Here is a 16,374-nt window from a genome sequence, read left to right as displayed (position 1 = left end):
ACTAAATCTCCTTGGCGAGCAGCGGTTGGACGTCCACACCGATCAGCTGCATGGTTTTTTGAAACGCGTCCGAAACCTTGGTGAAGGTGAACGCATGCTTGTCTTGATCCCAGGTCTTGGCGGCGGACATCAGCACCTGTGCGCCGAGGGCGCCGATGCGCTCGACGGCCGATGCGTCGATCGACACGGCGCTACCGCGCATCGACAGGAACTTGTCGCGCAGAGCCGACGCTTCATTGAGGTCAATGGTCGCCGCCAGATTCAGCGTCTTCCCACTCTTTTTTGCTGCCATCAGACTTTTCCTATCTGCTGATTGGCGCCCAACGAATGTGAGCCGCCGTCATAATTCAGTGCTTCAGTAAGCATTTCGTCCGCCTCCGAGACTTGCGAGCGGAGGGTTGAAATCAAATGCCGCGTCGCTTTCCTCGACAGCCCGGCGGGTGGGCTGGACATCGACGGCGCGCACAGGGCGACGCTCGGCTGCCTCGGCGCGATTGCGGGCAATGCGGAATTCGCGGACCGTGCGGCCAAGCTCGACGATGACGGTATGGAGATCGTCTGCGCCATCGGCTGCATGCGATGCGGCGCCTGCGCTTTCGGCAACGCGCGCGCCAAGACCCTTGACGTCGGTGGTGACCGCGTCGAGCACCGAGGCGTTGTCGCTGGTCTGGCTGGCGACCGAGGCGATGGCGGCGTTGATATCGGTGACCTGGCGCACGATGCTGCCGATCGAATCCTGCGTACGGCCGACCATCTGCACGCCGGCATCCACCTGCGACTTGGTGGTGGTGACCAGCGTCTTGATTTCACGGGCAGCATCGGCCGAGCGTTGTGCTAGCGCGCGGACTTCCTGCGCGACAACAGCAAAACCACGGCCGGAATCGCCGGCGCGGGCCGCTTCGATGCCGGCGTTGAGCGCCAGCAGGTTGGTCTGGAAGGCGATCTCGTCGATAGCACCGATGATCTGGCCGATGCGCTCGGCGGACTGCTCGATATCGGCCATGGCGGAGATGGCGCGGCCGACGACTTCACCGCTTGCTTCGGCTGCCGCGCGCGTGGATGCGGCTGCGTCCTCGGCCGCGCGGCTGCCCGCGACGCTGCGCCGCACGTTTTCGGAGAGATCGGCGAGTGTCGCGGCTGAGGCCAGAAGCTGCTCGGCGTGACCGGTGGCGTGGCCGGAGAGATTGCGGGCGGACTGGCCAAGCACCTGCACCGACGCCTCGGCCTTCAGGGTCCGTTCGCTGATCGCGCCGAATTCGGTCTGCAATGCTTCCAGCGCGCCGTTTAGCGCCAGGGCGACATCATTGTGCGGACCGTCCTCGGTGACGACGGCGCGGACCGTCAGGTCGCGGGCGGCGAGACCTTCGATAACGTCGGAGAAGACACGGGCTACTTCGGCCTTGTCGCTGTTTCGCTGATCTGCGATCTGGCGCTGCTGCGAGGCCCGCAGGGAATTGAAGCGCAGCGACACGGCAATCTCGACATCGACCATCACGAGGCGGATGAGCGCGGTCATGAGATCGGCGATCTCGCGCTTGCGGCGCTTGACGCTCGGCAGGAAAGAGGAGCCGGCGAGCTCATCGGCGAGGCCGGCGATGACATGCTCAAGGACGACGCCGTGGCCGGCGACATGCCAGCGAGGGTCCAGTCCCATCTTGCTTTCGGAATCCGACAGGACCTTGACGCGCTCGGCGTAGAGGCTGTCGAAGCGCGCATCGGTCAGCACATCCCAGTGGGACGTCTGCAGATCATGGAGCCGATCGACCTGACGCTCGCTCTCGAAATTGCGGGCGGCATCGGGGAAAGACTGGAAACGCTGAAAAAGATCGCGAAGGCCTGAGGTCAGGTGCTGCTGAAGCGCCGGGCGATAGCGCCGCACCATCTCGCACTGCTCGGCATCGAGGCCGGCAAAGCGCAGGCGGTCACGCAGGCTGCCCGCCTGCGCTCCACGATCCTGATCCGATGGCATATTCTGCCCCACGCCTGTCCCCAACCAATGCCCGGGCCTATCGCCCGAAGAGAAATCAAGCCTCCTGACATCGACACGGATAACGATCGGACCTGACGCGGGCTAACGCCGGCGCTCAGACCTGTCGCGATCAGTGCGGACTATCTTAGAGCTACTTGAGAGATCGATACCGGATTAAGCCGGTACGGCGGTTCGGCGTCATGCCTGCTAGGAACGCTACAATTTTCCCATTCCGACGTGTATTGCAATGTTTATGGTTAATTCCTTGCCTGAAGGTTAATACCCATTTTATGAATGTCGGCTTTCGGAGCAACGCGAATAACCATCCATGAAATACTGGTGTGACGTTGCGTCGCTGCTACAAGTTCGAAGCAAGCTTCGTGTTATATCCCCGGCAAATCACGACATGACGTCATAGGGATTGAGCAATGATTGTTCTGGGTTTGGGTGCATGTTTTCTTGCTGTGTCTGTTCTCACAGCCGTCGCACTTCTCGACCGTATTGAAGCGGGCCGCGTTGCCATGCCTCTGCGGGTGCTTTGAATTCCCGTCATAAAACAACAGTAATGGGCGTGTTTAACCACTGAGCCGGCGAAGCGTTGCGCATCGGCCGGAGGTAGTTTGTCCAGCTTACGGAATCAGACGCATGTCCCCACGCCTCGGTATCCTCATCATTATCGGCGTGACGCTTTGGCGCATCGTCACCTTGCACTTCGACACGACGGATCTGTTCGTCGACGAGGCGCAATATTGGTTCTGGTCGCAAAATCTTGACTTCGGCTATTATTCAAAGCCGCCGATGATCGCCTGGGTGATCCGCGCGATGACCGAGCTTTCGGGATCGACCGCGATCTTCTGGATCCGGCTCTGCGGCCCCCTTGTTCACATGGCGACCGCTTTCGTGCTGATGAAGATCGCCAAGCGCTTCGTCAGCCCTGAGATCGAGGGCTGGACGGGGGTGACCTACATAACGCTGCCCGGCGTCGCGCTGTCTTCCGTCTTCTTCTCGACCGACGTCATCCTGCTCTTGTTCCTGGCTGTCGCGCTGTTTGCCTATTTCGGCCTGACGCGCCAGCGCTCGATCAACCTTGCGCTGCTGATGGGCGTGGCCTTCGGCTGCGCCTTCCTGTCGAAATACGCGATCCTGTTCGTCGTGCCCGGCGGCCTGATCGCCCTGCTGCTTTTGCCGATGGCGCGGATCGGCTGGCGCGACTTCTTCATTTCGGCCGTGACGGCCATTGTGGTGGCGGCGCCGAACCTCTGGTGGAACGCCACCCATGACGCAACGACGATCAAGCACACGACCAGCATCGCCCACTGGAGCGGGCTGAGCCTCAATATCGGGCACGGGATCGAGTTCTTCGCCGCGCAGTTCGGCGTTGTCGGCCCTATCGTGTTCTTCGCGATCCTCTGGGCGGTCTACCGGGCTTTGAGAGGGCAAGGCAGCCCGATCGAGAAATTGCTGATCTGGCTTTCCGTGCCTGTCGTGCTCCTGATCACCTTCCAGGCGCTGATCGCCAAGGCCTATGCCAACTGGGCGGTGACGGCCTATGTGGCCGGCACGATCCTCGCCGTCTGGCTGCTTCATCGCGTCTGGCCCAAGGGGCTTCGCGTGTCGTTCGCCATCAACGGCACGGCCAGCCTGCTCTTTCCGCTCGCTGCCATCTTCGCGCACCAGCTCGTGCTGCCGAATGGAAACGAGGTGATGAAGCGCTATCTCGGCCGCAGCGTTATCAGCCGCGAAGCCGGCGACCTGGCGCGGCAGGCGGGTACCGCGATCATCGTCAGCGACAGCCGCGATATCGTGGCGGACATGTACCATACGCTCAGAAACGAGCCCTTGAAGATCTATGCGCGGCCGCCGACGGAAGCGCCCGACAACTATTATGAGCAGACCTTCGCGCTGCCCAATACTGTCAGCGACGACGTGCTGTTCGTGACCACGCAGCCCTTCGAGTGCGCCGAGACGCCGCAGACCATCAAGTCATGGCAGCCGAGCGAAGGTTATTATCGCGGAAATATGATCTATGCCTACAAGGTGAAGGCCAGCTGCCTGGCCGCGGCGAAGTAGCGTATCATTCGCTTGCGGGCCGCAGGCAGATACAGGTGCCCTTGCCTTCGACCTCGATGAAGGCGACGCCGCCATTTTCGAAGGCCAGCCGCAGCTGCGCTTCGGTGGCGCGATGCAGCTCGTGGTGCTTGCCTTCATAGTCGCGGATCGTGCTGCGGGAAACGGCGGCATGGTCGGCGAGGTCGACCTGCGTCCAATCCAGCAGACCCCTGGCCGCACGGCACAAAGCGGGGGTGAGAATTGTTTCCTTCGCGCCTTGACCCATAGTGCCAAACCACCCATATTGGTTGATATTAGCCATATATGTCATAATTTAATCAGGATTTCCAGTCGGGGAGACCGCGTATGCCGCACGATACACCTTTGATTTCGACAATCGTCGGGGGTCTCGTGCTTGCGTTCATCCTCGGGGCTTTCGCCAACCGGCTGAAATTGCCGCCCCTGGTCGGCTATCTCATCGCCGGTATTCTGGTGGGCCCGCATACGCCAGGCTATGTGGCGGATCAGAACCTCGCGCCCGAGCTTGCCGAGATCGGCGTTATCCTGCTGATGTTCGGCGTCGGCCTGCACTTCTCCTTGAAAGATCTCCTCTCCGTGCGCGGAATCGCGGTGCCGGGCGCGATCGTGCAGATCGGCTTCGCCACCCTGCTCGGCTGGGGCCTGGGCGCGCTGATGGGGTGGCCGACGGGCGGGAGCCTCGTCTTCGGGCTCGCTCTCTCCGTCGCGTCGACCGTTGTGCTCCTGAAGGCTTTGCAGGAGCGGCGGCTCGTCGAGACGGAGCGCGGCAAGATCGCGGTCGGCTGGCTGATCGTCGAGGACCTTGCCATGGTGCTGGCGCTCGTCCTCATTCCGGCAGCCGCCAGCATCGGCAGCGGCCACGGAGCCGTCGAGCCGCTCTCGGCGGCGGTGAACCGCATATTCGGGCTCGACATGGGCATCGGCGGCATCATCGGCATGACGCTGGTCAAGGTGGCACTCTTCGTCGGCGTGATGCTGATCTTCGGCCGGCGCGTCATTCCCTGGACGATGCACCGCATCGCCCACACCGGGTCTCGCGAACTCTTCCGCCTCGGCGTCCTGGCAATCGCGCTCGGCGTCGCCTTTGGCGCATCGAAGCTCTTCGGCGTGTCGCTGGCGCTCGGCGCTTTCTTCGCCGGCATGGTTCTCGCCGAAAGCGAGCTCAGCCATCGGGCGGCGCAGGAAAGCCTGCCGCTTCGCGACGCCTTCGCGGTGCTGTTCTTCGTTTCCGTCGGCATGCTGTTTGATCCGAACATCCTGATCGAAAAGCCGATCCCGCTAATCGCCACCATCTTCATCATCGTCATCGGCAAGTCGGTCGCCGCCTTCCTCATCGTGCAGCTGTTCCGCAAGCCCGTGGGAACGGCGCTGACGATTTCGGCGAGCCTTGGCCAGATCGGTGAATTCTCCTTCATTCTCGCCGCTCTCGGCGTCGATCTCGGACTGTTACCGGAAGAAGGCCGCGACCTGATCCTTGCCGGCGCCATCATATCGATCATTCTCAACCCGCTTCTCTTCTATGCCTGCGACAAACTGCGGCCGCTGCTGGAGCCGAAGCGCGAGGAGCCCCAGCCCGAGCCGGCGGCCGAGACCGAAGTGGTGGAAGAGCCGCCGGTCGTGGCGGACGAAGTGCATGCGACCAAGCTTTCGGGCCACGCCATTCTCGTCGGCTACGGCCGGGTTGGCAGCATTGTCGGGCAGAACCTGAAATCCTCGGGCACGCCCTTCCTCGTCGTCGAGGATTCCGACCACAGGATCGCAGCACTTCGCGACCAGGGCATCGAAGTGATCGGTGGCAACGCCGTCACGCGCGAGGTGCTCGATCTCGCCAATCTCAAGGGCGCGCGAAGTCTGGTGATTGCCATTCCCAACGCATTCGAGGCTTGCCGCGTGGCCGAACAGGGGCGCGAGGTCAATCCCGGCGTGCTGATCGTTGCGCGTGCGCATTCGGATGCCGAGGTCGAGGAACTCAAGCAATATGGTGCTGATACCGTCATCATGGGCGAGCGCGAAATCGCCATGGGCATGCTTGACCGTCTCTCTCAAGTGCATCATGACAGTTCACCCTATGAAGTCGAGACCGAGGCTGGTATAAGCGCGGCCGAGGAAACGCCTTCTCCCGAGAAGCAATGAGAGAACTTTGCGCCGTTGAGCCGGTTCGAGATTGAAAATCCGCAGGACGACCAGATGAGGTTCGATACGCGCCGCATGACCGGTCGCGTTGCCGTCTCGCTGGCCGTTGCGATCTTCGCCTATCTCGGCCTGTTGTTCGGCGGCAATCTCGTGCTCGGCCCCACGCGCGGCCCCAATAACGCATTTTCTTCTTCGAGCAAGGATAGCCAGCCGCTGCAGCTAAGCGCACGCGACGTCGTGCGCGGCGTGCTGGCAGCCGACCGGAAGGTCGCGCAGAAATACGCGACCTATGCTTCCGGCGATGCGGCTACCGCTGACCTGCAAGTCTTCGAGCGCTCGTCGCTCGGCTTCCTCCGGCTTTCGCAGTCCACTTCGCCCGCCTTCTACGCGGCTGACGCGAAGCCCTACGATTCGCATGGACCGCCCGCTTTCGCGGCCTGACGACACGCGCCTCGGCGCCTTCCATTGCATTTACGACACGCCTGCCTGCGCCTGAAGCGCAGGTTCAAGCGTTATCAAGGATAGACAACACAATGCGCACCTCACCATGGCTGGTGGCCACCTATACGGTGATCATTCTCCTCGGCATTCTGATCGCACTGCCGAATGCCCTGCCGCAATCCACATTGCAGCGCCTTCCCTCGTGGCTCCCGCACCAGCAGGTCTCGCTCGGCCTCGACCTTCGCGGCGGCTCGCACCTCGTTCTCGAAGTCGATGAAGCCGACCTGACGCGCGAGCGTCTGCAGTCGCTTCTGCAGGACGCGCGCCGCGTACTGCGCGAAAAGAACATCCAGCCGAAGTCGGTGGTTCGCAACCAGAACCAGATCGTCGTGACGCTGAACGACCAGGCGCAGACTGACGAAGCCGTGACGCAGCTGCGCACGCTGGGCAACACGATCGCAACAGGCATTTCCGCCGGCCAGTCGGACCTTTCGGTCACGACCAGCGGCGGCAACATCATCGTTGCCTTCTCGGCCGCCGGCATCTCCAGCAACGTCGACAGCGCCGTCCAGCAGAGCCTTGAAGTCATTCGCCAGCGCGTCGACCAGGTCGGCGTCGCCGAACCGACGATCCAGCGCATCGGCGGCAACCGCGTTCTCGTGCAGCTTCCGGGCGCGCAGGATCCGACCCGCCTTCGCCAGCTCCTCGGCTCGACCGCCAAGATGTCCTTCCACATGCTCGCGCCGAACAATGCTCCCGGCCCCGGCGTGACGATGCTGAAGGACGATGAAGGCAACACCTATCCGGTTCTCGACCGCGTCGAAATCTCTGGTGACCGTCTTTCCGACGCCCGCGTCAGCTTCGACCAGAGCCAGCAGCCCGTCGTCAGCTTCCGCTTCGATAGCGCCGGCGCGACCCGCTTCGCGGACATCACACGCCAGAATGTCGGCAATCCCTTCGCCATCGTTCTCGACGACAAGGTGCTGAGCGCTCCCGTCATTCGCGAGCCGATCACCGGTGGTTCCGGCCAGATCTCCGGCAACTTCTCGACGGATACGGCCAACACGCTTGCCGCCATGCTGCGCGCCGGCGCCCTGCCCGCCAAGCTCACCGTCATCGAAGAACGCACTGTTGGTGCCGACCTCGGCGCCGATGCGATCCAGATGGGTATCTATTCCGGTCTCGTCGGCTTCGTCCTCGTCGCGGCCTTCATCTTCCTGCTCTACGGAACCTGGGGCATTCTCGCCAACGTCGCGCTTCTGATCCACACGATCCTGACCTTCTCGGCACTGACGCTTGTCGGCGCCACGCTGACGCTGCCCGGCATCGCCGGCGTCGTGCTCGGCATTGGTCTGGCGGTTGACGCCAACGTTCTGATCAACGAGCGTATCCGTGAAGAAACCCGCAAGGGCAAGGGCTCGTTCGCGGCCATCGACACCGGCTTCCGCCGCGCCTACTCGACCATCATCGACGGCAACATGACGGCGCTGATTGCCGCCGCCATCCTGTTCTGGTTCGGCACCGGCCCGGTTCGCGGCTTCGCCGTCACCATGGCGCTCGGCCTGATCATCTCGATGTTCACCTCGGTCGCCTTCGTTCGTGTTTCGATGATCGAGATCACCCGTCGCTTCAAGCTGAAGACCATCAACATCAAGCCGCTGCTGCCGGTCTTCTACCCCTACGACAAGCACATCCAGTTCATGAAGGCGCGCTTCTTCGGCGTGACCGTCTCGGCGCTGCTGTCGGTCGCATCGGTCGTGCTCTTCTTCCACCCTGGCCTCAACTACGGCGTCGACTTCCGTGGTGGTATCCAGATGTCGGTGAAGACGCAGGAAGCAGCCGATCTCGCCAAGTTCCGCGAAGGCCTGAACAGCCTCGGTCTCGGCGAAGTCTCGCTGCAGTCCTATGGCGACAACAACACCATGGCCGTTCGCGCTCAGCGCCAGGACGGCGGTGAAGAGGCGCAGACGGCTGCCGTCACCAAGCTGAAGGACGAGATCGTCAAGATCGATCCGTCGGCAACCGTGACCGGCACCGATGTCATCGGCCCGAAGGTCAGCGGCGAGCTTGCATGGGCGGGTATCCTGTCCGTCGTGATCGCCAGCCTCGCGATGCTGCTCTACATCTGGTATCGCTTCGAATGGCCGTTCGCGGTCGGCGCCATCGTCACGCTCATTCTCGACGTGACGAAGTGCATCGGCTTCTTCGCTCTCACCGGGCTCGACTTCAACCTGACCGCCATCGCGGCGATCCTGACACTGGTCGGCTACTCGGTGAACGACAAGGTCGTCGTCTACGACCGCATGCGTGAAAACATGCGCCTCTACAAGTCGATGCCGCTGCGCGAACTGATCGACAAGTCGATCAACGAAACGCTCGCCCGAAGCATCTACACCAACGTCACCGCCTTCCTCGCCCTGCTGCCGATGGCAATCTGGGGCGGCAGCGCGGTCGAAAGCTTCGCGATCCCGATGGTGTTCGGCATTCTCGTCGCCGCCGCATCGTCGGTGTTCATCGCGGCGCCGATCCTGCTCTTCCTTGGCGACTGGCGTACGCGCCACCGCGCCGCTGTTTCGAGCAACGACGACAAGGTCGACATCATTCCGCCGAGCTCGCGCAAGTCGGCAGGCTGATAAAGGATCGACCTTTTCAGGTTGTTTCGTGAAATTGATGCGGGCGCCGGTTGCAGAACCGGCGCCCGCTTTCTATTCTCCGACCGGGCTTAAATCCGGCGGACGAGACATGTCACCATCAACGACAGAGACCGACGAAACGCGCATCAAGCGCTTTCTCGCCATTGCCTCACACGACCTGCAATCGCCGCTCAGGCACATCGCGATGTATGCGGAGATCCTGATCGACGAGATCGGCGACAGGATCGATGCCGAGCACCTGGAATATCTGAACACCATTCTTGCCAAGACACAGGCCGCCCAGGAGCTGACGAAGGGGCTGATCAACTTCGCTTCCGGCGCGCCGAGACTTGTGATCAGCGATGTCGATACCAAGCTGCTGGTTGCGCAGATCTGGGCCGAGCTGCGCTTCGAGGTCGACGCACCGAAGGCCACGATCGAGACAGGCGACCTGCCGGGCGTCCGGACGGATGCGGGAATCCTTGGGCTGGTGCTGAAGAACGTGATGGCGAACGGCCTTATGCACCGCACGGATGCCGACGAGGCATGCCGCCTGACGGTCGAGGCGGAAGTCGATGCCACGCATTGGACGATCCATATTTCAGACAACGGGCCGGGCATCGCGCCGGAGCATCAGGAGAGCGTGTTCACCGCCTTCTGGAGCCTGCTGCCGGAAGGTGCTGCGAAGAGGCCGGGCCTCGGGCTGGCGGCCGCTCGGGAACTGGTGACAGCGCTTGGCGGCACGATTTCACTCACATCACCGACTGAGACGGGAAGCAGGTTCACGATCCGGCTGCCGGTTTGATTGCACGTCAGATGTTGTAATCGTCCTTCCAGACGTCGGGCATGTCATAGCGAACATATTCGCGGATGATGTGCTGCAGCGTTTCGACGTCGATCTCATCCTTGCCGATCCTGAAATCGACACCATACTCCTGGAACTGCTGGAAGTAGCTGTCCGACACATCCATCGATATCACGCCGATCGGGCCGGTGTAGCTCGCGGCGCGCAGCTTCGGCACGGTCTCGCGAAAATCCGCATTCGGCAGGAGGCGGTTGTCGAGAAGGATCAGATCGAACCTGTCGCCGTCGAGCTTTGCCAGCGCATCGCTGACCGATTGCGCGTAGTCCATCTCCACCTTCGGCTCGGTGAGCGACGCGACGGTCTTCTTCAGGGCGCGAAATTCGATGAATTCGTCATCGACGAACAGGATCTTGACGGCCTCGCCGCGAGCCGTCTCTGGTTTCACTTCAGCGTTTTCGGTCACGAAACAAGTCCCATGCGCAACGCCATCGCCACCATGTGCACGCGATTGACCGCGCCGAGCTTCCTGACCGATGCCGCGATGTGCGAATTGACGGTGTGTTCCGACAGGCCGAGGATGATGGCGATTTCCGCCGATGTCTTGCCTTCACTGGTCCAGCGAACCACTTCACTCTCCCGTTGGGTCAAACGCCCGGACATTTCGTTGACCAGGATTTCCTCGTAGAACTTGTCGAATATCCGCATCGTGTCGAGCAGGATATCGGCGACCTCGCCCTGGTCCGGCTGCTGGCGCTTGCCGCTGAAGGCGACACAGTAGCGGCGCCCCTCGGGCGTGAAAAGCGGGATGAGCAGAAAGCTGTTTGTGTCGAACTCGTTGAGAACGAGATCGGGAGGATAGCCCTCAAGATTGCTGGCCTTGCCGCTCATGGGGGTCGCCAGGAACTGCGCGGCCTTGGATTTAATGAAGCCGAGCGCGCGGCCCATGGCATAGACGAAGAAGCCGGTCTGGCGCTCGGCGACATTGGTGATGATGATATCGCGCGCGCCGAAGGGCTGCGACGCCTCGGAGATGCGGGCAAGCGCGAAGCTATCGAAGCCATAGTGATGCGCGGCCGCCTTCAGAAGTCGAAAGAAATCCGTGCGGTTGATCGCCCGCCCCAGTTCCGGGCCGGCGTGAAATGGAAGTGCCATCGCGCTACTCATTCCGCATTCCTGCTTGGCTCCTACGTGCCTGTGGTTACCGGTTGAGCGGCATCCCCGAACTCTGGAGACGCGCGCCAGACTGATACAGTTAATGACCGAGTGCGGAGTTTCGAGGGAAACCGCCGCCACACGCCGATCACAAAATCGGCATGCGGCCTCCGTTTCCGCCCCCTACCCTCGGCATTCGCCTGTCCTACGCCGCCGGCGACGCGCTTCGCGCGTCAGCGGGACGACAGACTTCATTCACGGATTTTGCCGGGTTGTTTTCGTCAACAAAGTCAAACGGCTCTCCCCAGCATCGTCTCACACTGCTTCATGCGTATAGTGTGAAATGTAGCCAAAGTCGTGTCAATGAGACTTGCAACCATTGCGTCATAAATACCTAAGAAAGTCGATTGTCTTTGATGGACTATTGCCCGAGACGCACGAGTGCACTGAGGTCGATCGGTTTTTCGACGTATAGATCCGCCCCGCAGGCCAAGGCCCGCTCCCGATCCGCCGTCGCGTCCGAACCGGAACAGACAGCGATTCGCATCGAGGCGAAGCGTTGATCGGCGCGCAGGCGCGTGACGAGACCGATGCCGCTATCGACAGGCATATAGAGATCGACGACCAGGAGCGCGGGCAGCGTCGCGCCTTCCGCGGCGCATAGACAGAGCGCTTCGAAGGCGGCATCGGCGGCCTGGAAGCAGGAAAGAGCGATGTCGGGGCGTTCCTTGCGGCAGACATATTGCGCGTAGAACAGGTCGTCGCGGCTGTCGTCCACATAAAATACCGCCGGCATTGCCACCCTCCCGTGCTCGCGCCGGCGCTCCGTTCGACCGCAGAGCACAGCATCCGTAACAGGCATATTGCCGGTCGGCGCCGAAGCCGCAACTATCGCGGCAGATGTATATTGAATAATTTTCAATTCTGGAAATAGTAACCGCCGGACGGGAGAGCAACGCGTGGTGAAGCCGATCATTGGTCGAAGGACGAGTGCCCCCTGGCGCCAGGAACGACACCGTTTGACGACGATCGTGCTCGGCGTGCTGCTGCTCATGCTGGGCGCCGTGATCCTTCTCGCCTGGGTGCGGCAGATCGAGCCTCTTCTTTTCCTGATCCCGGATTCGCCTGCGATGGCGATCAACACGGCGATCTGCTTCTGCCTCACCGGGATCGCGCTCGTCATTTCGGTCTACACCAGCGCCAACGCGCGGCTCGCGGCTTTCCTGCTGTTCTCGCTCGCCGCCGCGATGAGCGGTGTCCGGCTCATCGAACTGACATTCGTCGGACGGCAGCCGCAGATCATGGAGCGCTTCCTGGCCGGCATTTTCGTCGATCCGGCATTCTTTGCCCGCATCGGCGGCGGCATGGCGCTCAATACCGCCGTGATCATGTTCTTCTCCAACCTCGCTCTCGCGCTCACCCCGCCGGACCAAAAGGGCAAGGCGCGACTGTTCGAGGAGCTCGTCGGTTATGTGGTGATCGGCCTTGGCATCGCGGCACTTGCCGGATACGCGATGCATACCGAGCATATCTATCGCTGGGGATCGAACATCGGCATGGCGGTGCACACCGCGGCCGGCGTGACGCTGCTCGGCTCGGCGATGCTGGTGCGGTCCTGGTGGCTGCAGCCGGATCATCATGGCGGCATGCCCGTCTGGCTGCCGGGTGCGCTGTGCTTCATCGGGCTGATGATCGATCTCTACACCCCGCTCGGGGTGGTGAACGGCATGATCTATGTGCCGCTGATCCTGACCTCGCTGTGGTTCAACAGCCGCACTGCGCCCTTCAACCTGGCCTTCGTCTGCTCCATCCTGATCCTGCTCGGCTTTCTCGCGGTCGACCGGCATGGCGAAGGCTATGGCTACGAGGCGACGAACCGCGCCATCACCGTCGGTATGCTCTGGCTGGTTGCGACCTTCGTGTTCTTCTTCCAGCGCAAGAGCGACAGCCTGGATGCCGAGCGTATCCGTTTCGACACGGTGACGCGCAACACGCCGAACGCGATCGTCGCCATGGACCCGCAGGGCAAGATTTCGCTGTTCAATCCGGCAGCCGAGGAGATGTTCGGCCGGACGTCGAGGGAGGCGATCGGAGAGAGCGTCCATATCCTGCTGCCGGAGACCTTCCATGCGGGCCTCGACGACTATTTCCGGCGATCGCTGCTCTTGAGCGAGGAAGGCGGGACCGGGACAACGGGTACGATCTCCGGCATCAGGCGCAATGGTGAGACCTTCCCGCTCGACGTATCGCTCAGCGCCTTCCGGACCGGGACAACGGTCACCTTCGTCGCCATTCTGCGCGACATCAGCCTGCGGGTGCAGCAGGAGGAACAGCTGCGGACGATGTTCCGCCAGCTTCAGGCCTACACGGCTGATCTGGAACGCAGCAATTCCGACCTCGACGAGTTCGCCTATATCGCCTCGCATGACCTGAAGGAGCCGCTGCGCGGGATGCACAACCATTCCCGCTTTCTGCTTGAGGACTACGAGACGGTGCTCGACGAGGACGGCGTGCGTCGCATCAACCGCATTGTCCGGCTCAGCCAGCGCATGGAGAAGCTGGTCAACGACCTGCTCTATTTCTCGCGCATCGGGCGGCAGCAGCTGGCGGTGAAGCGCACCGACGTCCATGCCATCGTCAAGGACGTGGTCTCGACCATGGAGCTTTATCTGGAAGAGCGGCGGGCGAAGGTGCTGGTCGAGGGCCAGCTTCCCGACGTCGTCTGCGATTCGCTGCGGCTGACTGAGGTCTACCGCAACCTGATCACCAACGCGGTGAAATACAACGACAAGGCCGAGCCGGTCGTGACCGTCGGCCACCTCGCCGAGTTTACCGGCGAAGACGGGCGCCGGACGAGCGACGTCTATTTCGTGCGCGACAACGGCAAGGGCATTCCCCGCGAGTTTCACGAGGATATCTTCCGCATCTTCAAGCGGCTGGAAAAGACGCAGGAATCGGACGACGGCACCGGCGCCGGGCTGACCTTCGTGCGCAAGATCATCGGCCGTCACGAGGGCGACGTCTGGCTGGAGTCAGAGGTTGGCCAAGGCACAACCTTCTATTTTACATTGGGTCACAAGCGCGAGGGGCAGCATGCAGCACCGTGAGTCACAGCCGATCCTGATCGTCGAGGACAGCGAGGACGATTACGAAGCAACGATCCGCGCCTTCAAGCGCGCCAAGCTCAAGAACCCGGTGCAATGGGCACCGTCGGGCCAGCAGGCGCTGGATCTGCTGGCGACGATGGAAACGCGGCCGGGCCTCATCCTGCTCGACCTCAACATGCCAGGGCTCGATGGCCGCAAGACGCTGGAGGCGATCAAGTCCAACCCGGCCTGGCGAAAGATCCCGGTGGTCATCCTGACCACGTCGGACGACGAGCGCGATATCGAGGGCTGCTACGCGCTCGGCGCCAACACCTATGTCCAGAAGCCGGTCGATCTCGATGGTCTGTTCGCGGCGATCCAGAGGCTTAAAGAATACTGGTTCGAGATCGCCATATTGCCTCTGGAGGGGTGATCATGGCCGAGGGCAGCGCGGTACTTATTATCGACGACAATATCGACGACCGCGAGGTTTACCGGCGAATGCTGGCGCGCGTGCCGGGCGCGAATTACGTGGTTTACGAGGCTGAGAACGGCGACGAGGGCATAGCGCTCAACGCGCAGAAGCGGCCGGATTGCGTGTTGCTCGACTACTCGCTGCCGGGCCGCGACGGCGTCGGTGTGCTCGAGGAGATCTTGAAGCTCGATCCTTCCGCCAACGTGATCATGCTGACGGGCCAAGGCAGCGAGACGATCGCGGTCGAGGTGATGAAGGGCGGCGCGCGGGATTATCTGACCAAGGACACGCTTTCGCCGGAGACGCTGCACCGCTGCATCCAGAGCGCCATCATGCACGGCGATCTCGCCGCCAAGCTGGAGCAGAAGCAGCAATCGCTCGAGATCTTCACCCGCGCCATGGCTCATGACCTGAAGGAGCCGCTGCGGACGATCAAGTCGTTCAGCCGGCTGCTGCAGGCATCGCCCTCGCTGGCGCATGACGATCACGATCTGCTCGGCTACGTGCTCAGTGCGGCCGACCATATGGAGGAGCTGATCGTCAAGGTGTCGGGCTTCTCCAAGCTCGAGGCCTCCGGCGATCTCGAGGCCAAGCCGGTGTCGCTGTCGGCGATCGTCGACCAGGTGGAGCGCAATCTGCGCGAACAGATCAGCAGCCGTGGCGCCGAGATCGAGCGCGGCCCCTTGCCCCAGGTGATGGGCGATGGGACGCTTCTGGTGCAGATGCTGCAGAACATCATCTCCAATGCCATCAAATATTGCGAGGCCGGGGTGCCGCGCGTGCGGATCTCGGCACAAGGCGAAGGCACGCTCTGCCGGATCGCCGTCAGCGACAACGGGCCCGGCATCGCGCGCGATCATCGCGAACTGATCTTCCAGCCCTTCAAGCGGCTGGTTGGGCGGGGCATCGAGGGAACCGGCCTCGGGCTGGCGATCTGCCGGCGGATCGCGCAGCTGCATGGCGGCGCCATCTGGTGCGAGGATGCCGATGGCGGCGGCACGACATTCATCATGGAGCTGCCGCTGGCCTCGAGTGAGACGGACAGGGCGCCCAAGGGCACGGCAAGCCCGCGGCAAGAAGAGCAGCGCGCCGATAGGATCGGCCGGGTGGCCGAGGTTCTGCTGGTCGAGGACAGCCCGGCCGATGTGCAGCTTTTGAAGATCAAGCTGATGAGGCGCGAGAAGGTGACGTTCAACCTGCATCTCGCTTCGAACGGCCGCGAAGCGATGCGGCTTCTTCAGGAGCGGGCAACCGGTGGTCACGATCCTTTGATCGACCTCATCCTGCTCGATATCAACATGCCGATCATGGATGGGTTCGAGGTTCTGGAGGCACTTTCGCGCGACGCGCGGCTGAAGACGATACCGGCCTTCATCCTAAGCACATCAAGCGATGAGGACGACATGGAGCGCGCCAAGAGGCTTGGCGCGCGGGCTTACATGATCAAGCCGCCGACGCGGCAGCAGCTGGAACTTGCGCTGCGGGATGTTCAGACTTTGGATTTGCAGCCTTGCGGAGATGCCCTAATTCTTTATGGAGAGCAAACAAGGCACCAAGCAAACGCAACGATATGACTGTTATCCTCACCTTCA

Annotated in this window: 14 protein-coding genes; 8 read left to right on the top strand and 6 right to left on the bottom strand. The window is 62.1% G+C overall.

Annotated features, from left to right (window positions below):
• Position 1: 1 nt before the first annotated feature.
• Positions 2 to 292: an STAS domain-containing protein gene (locus ACVTFQ_RS01230; RefSeq protein WP_111561700.1), complete on the bottom strand. Its 291-nt coding sequence runs from the start codon at positions 290 to 292 to the stop codon at positions 2 to 4.
• 63 nt (positions 293 to 355) lie between these two features.
• Positions 356 to 1,969 (bottom strand): globin-coupled sensor protein, encoded by a 1,614-nt coding sequence (locus ACVTFQ_RS01225; RefSeq protein WP_111561699.1) that lies wholly within the window; start codon positions 1,967 to 1,969, stop codon positions 356 to 358.
• A 645-nt stretch (positions 1,970 to 2,614) separates the two neighbouring features.
• Between ACVTFQ_RS01225 and ACVTFQ_RS01220 the strand changes: the two genes are divergently transcribed.
• Complete coding sequence (locus ACVTFQ_RS01220; RefSeq protein ID WP_111561698.1) at positions 2,615 to 4,039, top strand: ArnT family glycosyltransferase; 1,425 nt, start codon at positions 2,615 to 2,617, stop codon at positions 4,037 to 4,039.
• 4 nt (positions 4,040 to 4,043) lie between these two features.
• Here ACVTFQ_RS01220 and ACVTFQ_RS01215 read toward each other — a convergent pair whose 3' ends face one another.
• Positions 4,044 to 4,349, bottom strand: a complete 306-nt coding sequence (locus ACVTFQ_RS01215) for a helix-turn-helix domain-containing protein (RefSeq protein ID WP_111561697.1) — start codon at positions 4,347 to 4,349, stop codon at positions 4,044 to 4,046.
• Positions 4,350 to 4,384: 35 nt separating this feature from the next.
• Here ACVTFQ_RS01215 and ybaL point away from each other — a divergent pair, with 35 nt between their 5' ends.
• The 4 genes from ybaL (at position 4,385) to ACVTFQ_RS01195 (ending at position 10,069) form a co-directional block, all read left to right on the top strand.
• Positions 4,385 to 6,190 carry a YbaL family putative K(+) efflux transporter gene (gene ybaL, locus ACVTFQ_RS01210; protein WP_112950160.1) on the top strand — a complete coding sequence of 602 codons (1,806 nt, stop codon included), beginning with the start codon at positions 4,385 to 4,387 and terminating at the stop codon, positions 6,188 to 6,190.
• A 54-nt stretch (positions 6,191 to 6,244) separates the two neighbouring features.
• Positions 6,245 to 6,631 (top strand): hypothetical protein, encoded by a 387-nt coding sequence (locus ACVTFQ_RS01205; RefSeq protein WP_111561936.1) that lies wholly within the window; start codon positions 6,245 to 6,247, stop codon positions 6,629 to 6,631.
• Positions 6,632 to 6,723: 92 nt separating this feature from the next.
• Positions 6,724 to 9,264, top strand: coding sequence for a protein translocase subunit SecD (gene secD / locus ACVTFQ_RS01200; RefSeq protein ID WP_111561695.1), 2,541 nt, complete (start codon positions 6,724 to 6,726; stop codon positions 9,262 to 9,264).
• A gap of 109 nt (positions 9,265 to 9,373) precedes the next feature.
• Positions 9,374 to 10,069: a sensor histidine kinase gene (locus tag ACVTFQ_RS01195; RefSeq protein WP_111561694.1), complete on the top strand. Its 696-nt coding sequence runs from the start codon at positions 9,374 to 9,376 to the stop codon at positions 10,067 to 10,069.
• Between the two features lie 7 nt (positions 10,070 to 10,076).
• Here ACVTFQ_RS01195 and ACVTFQ_RS01190 read toward each other — a convergent pair whose 3' ends face one another.
• From ACVTFQ_RS01190 to ACVTFQ_RS01180, 3 genes are all read right to left on the bottom strand, one after another.
• Complete coding sequence (locus tag ACVTFQ_RS01190) at positions 10,077 to 10,514, bottom strand: response regulator (RefSeq protein ID WP_111561935.1); 438 nt, start codon at positions 10,512 to 10,514, stop codon at positions 10,077 to 10,079.
• A gap of 14 nt (positions 10,515 to 10,528) precedes the next feature.
• Complete coding sequence (locus ACVTFQ_RS01185) at positions 10,529 to 11,233, bottom strand: response regulator transcription factor (RefSeq protein ID WP_111561693.1); 705 nt, start codon at positions 11,231 to 11,233, stop codon at positions 10,529 to 10,531.
• A gap of 409 nt (positions 11,234 to 11,642) precedes the next feature.
• Positions 11,643 to 12,017, bottom strand: a complete 375-nt coding sequence (locus tag ACVTFQ_RS01180; protein WP_111561692.1) for a response regulator — start codon at positions 12,015 to 12,017, stop codon at positions 11,643 to 11,645.
• Between the two features lie 256 nt (positions 12,018 to 12,273).
• On the opposite strand from ACVTFQ_RS01180, the gene ACVTFQ_RS01175 reads away from it, so the two are divergent.
• Genes ACVTFQ_RS01175 through ACVTFQ_RS01165 form a run of 3 tightly spaced genes read left to right on the top strand, consistent with a single transcriptional unit; the run spans position 12,274 to position 16,356 of the window.
• On the top strand, positions 12,274 to 14,328 hold the full coding sequence (locus ACVTFQ_RS01175) for a sensor histidine kinase (RefSeq protein WP_409527912.1): 2,055 nt from the start codon (positions 12,274 to 12,276) through the stop codon (positions 14,326 to 14,328).
• Positions 14,315 to 14,740, top strand: coding sequence for a response regulator (locus ACVTFQ_RS01170; protein ID WP_018898394.1), 426 nt, complete (start codon positions 14,315 to 14,317; stop codon positions 14,738 to 14,740). Before ACVTFQ_RS01175 ends, ACVTFQ_RS01170 begins: the two co-directional genes overlap by 14 nt.
• Positions 14,741 to 14,742: 2 nt before the next feature.
• Positions 14,743 to 16,356: a response regulator gene (locus ACVTFQ_RS01165; RefSeq protein WP_111561690.1), complete on the top strand. Its 1,614-nt coding sequence runs from the start codon at positions 14,743 to 14,745 to the stop codon at positions 16,354 to 16,356.
• Positions 16,357 to 16,374: the final 18 nt, after the last annotated feature.

The organism is Rhizobium sp. O111, from assembly GCF_055616315.1.
Note: the sequence above shows the minus strand (reverse complement) of the source record. Positions and strands in the feature narration are given on the sequence as shown.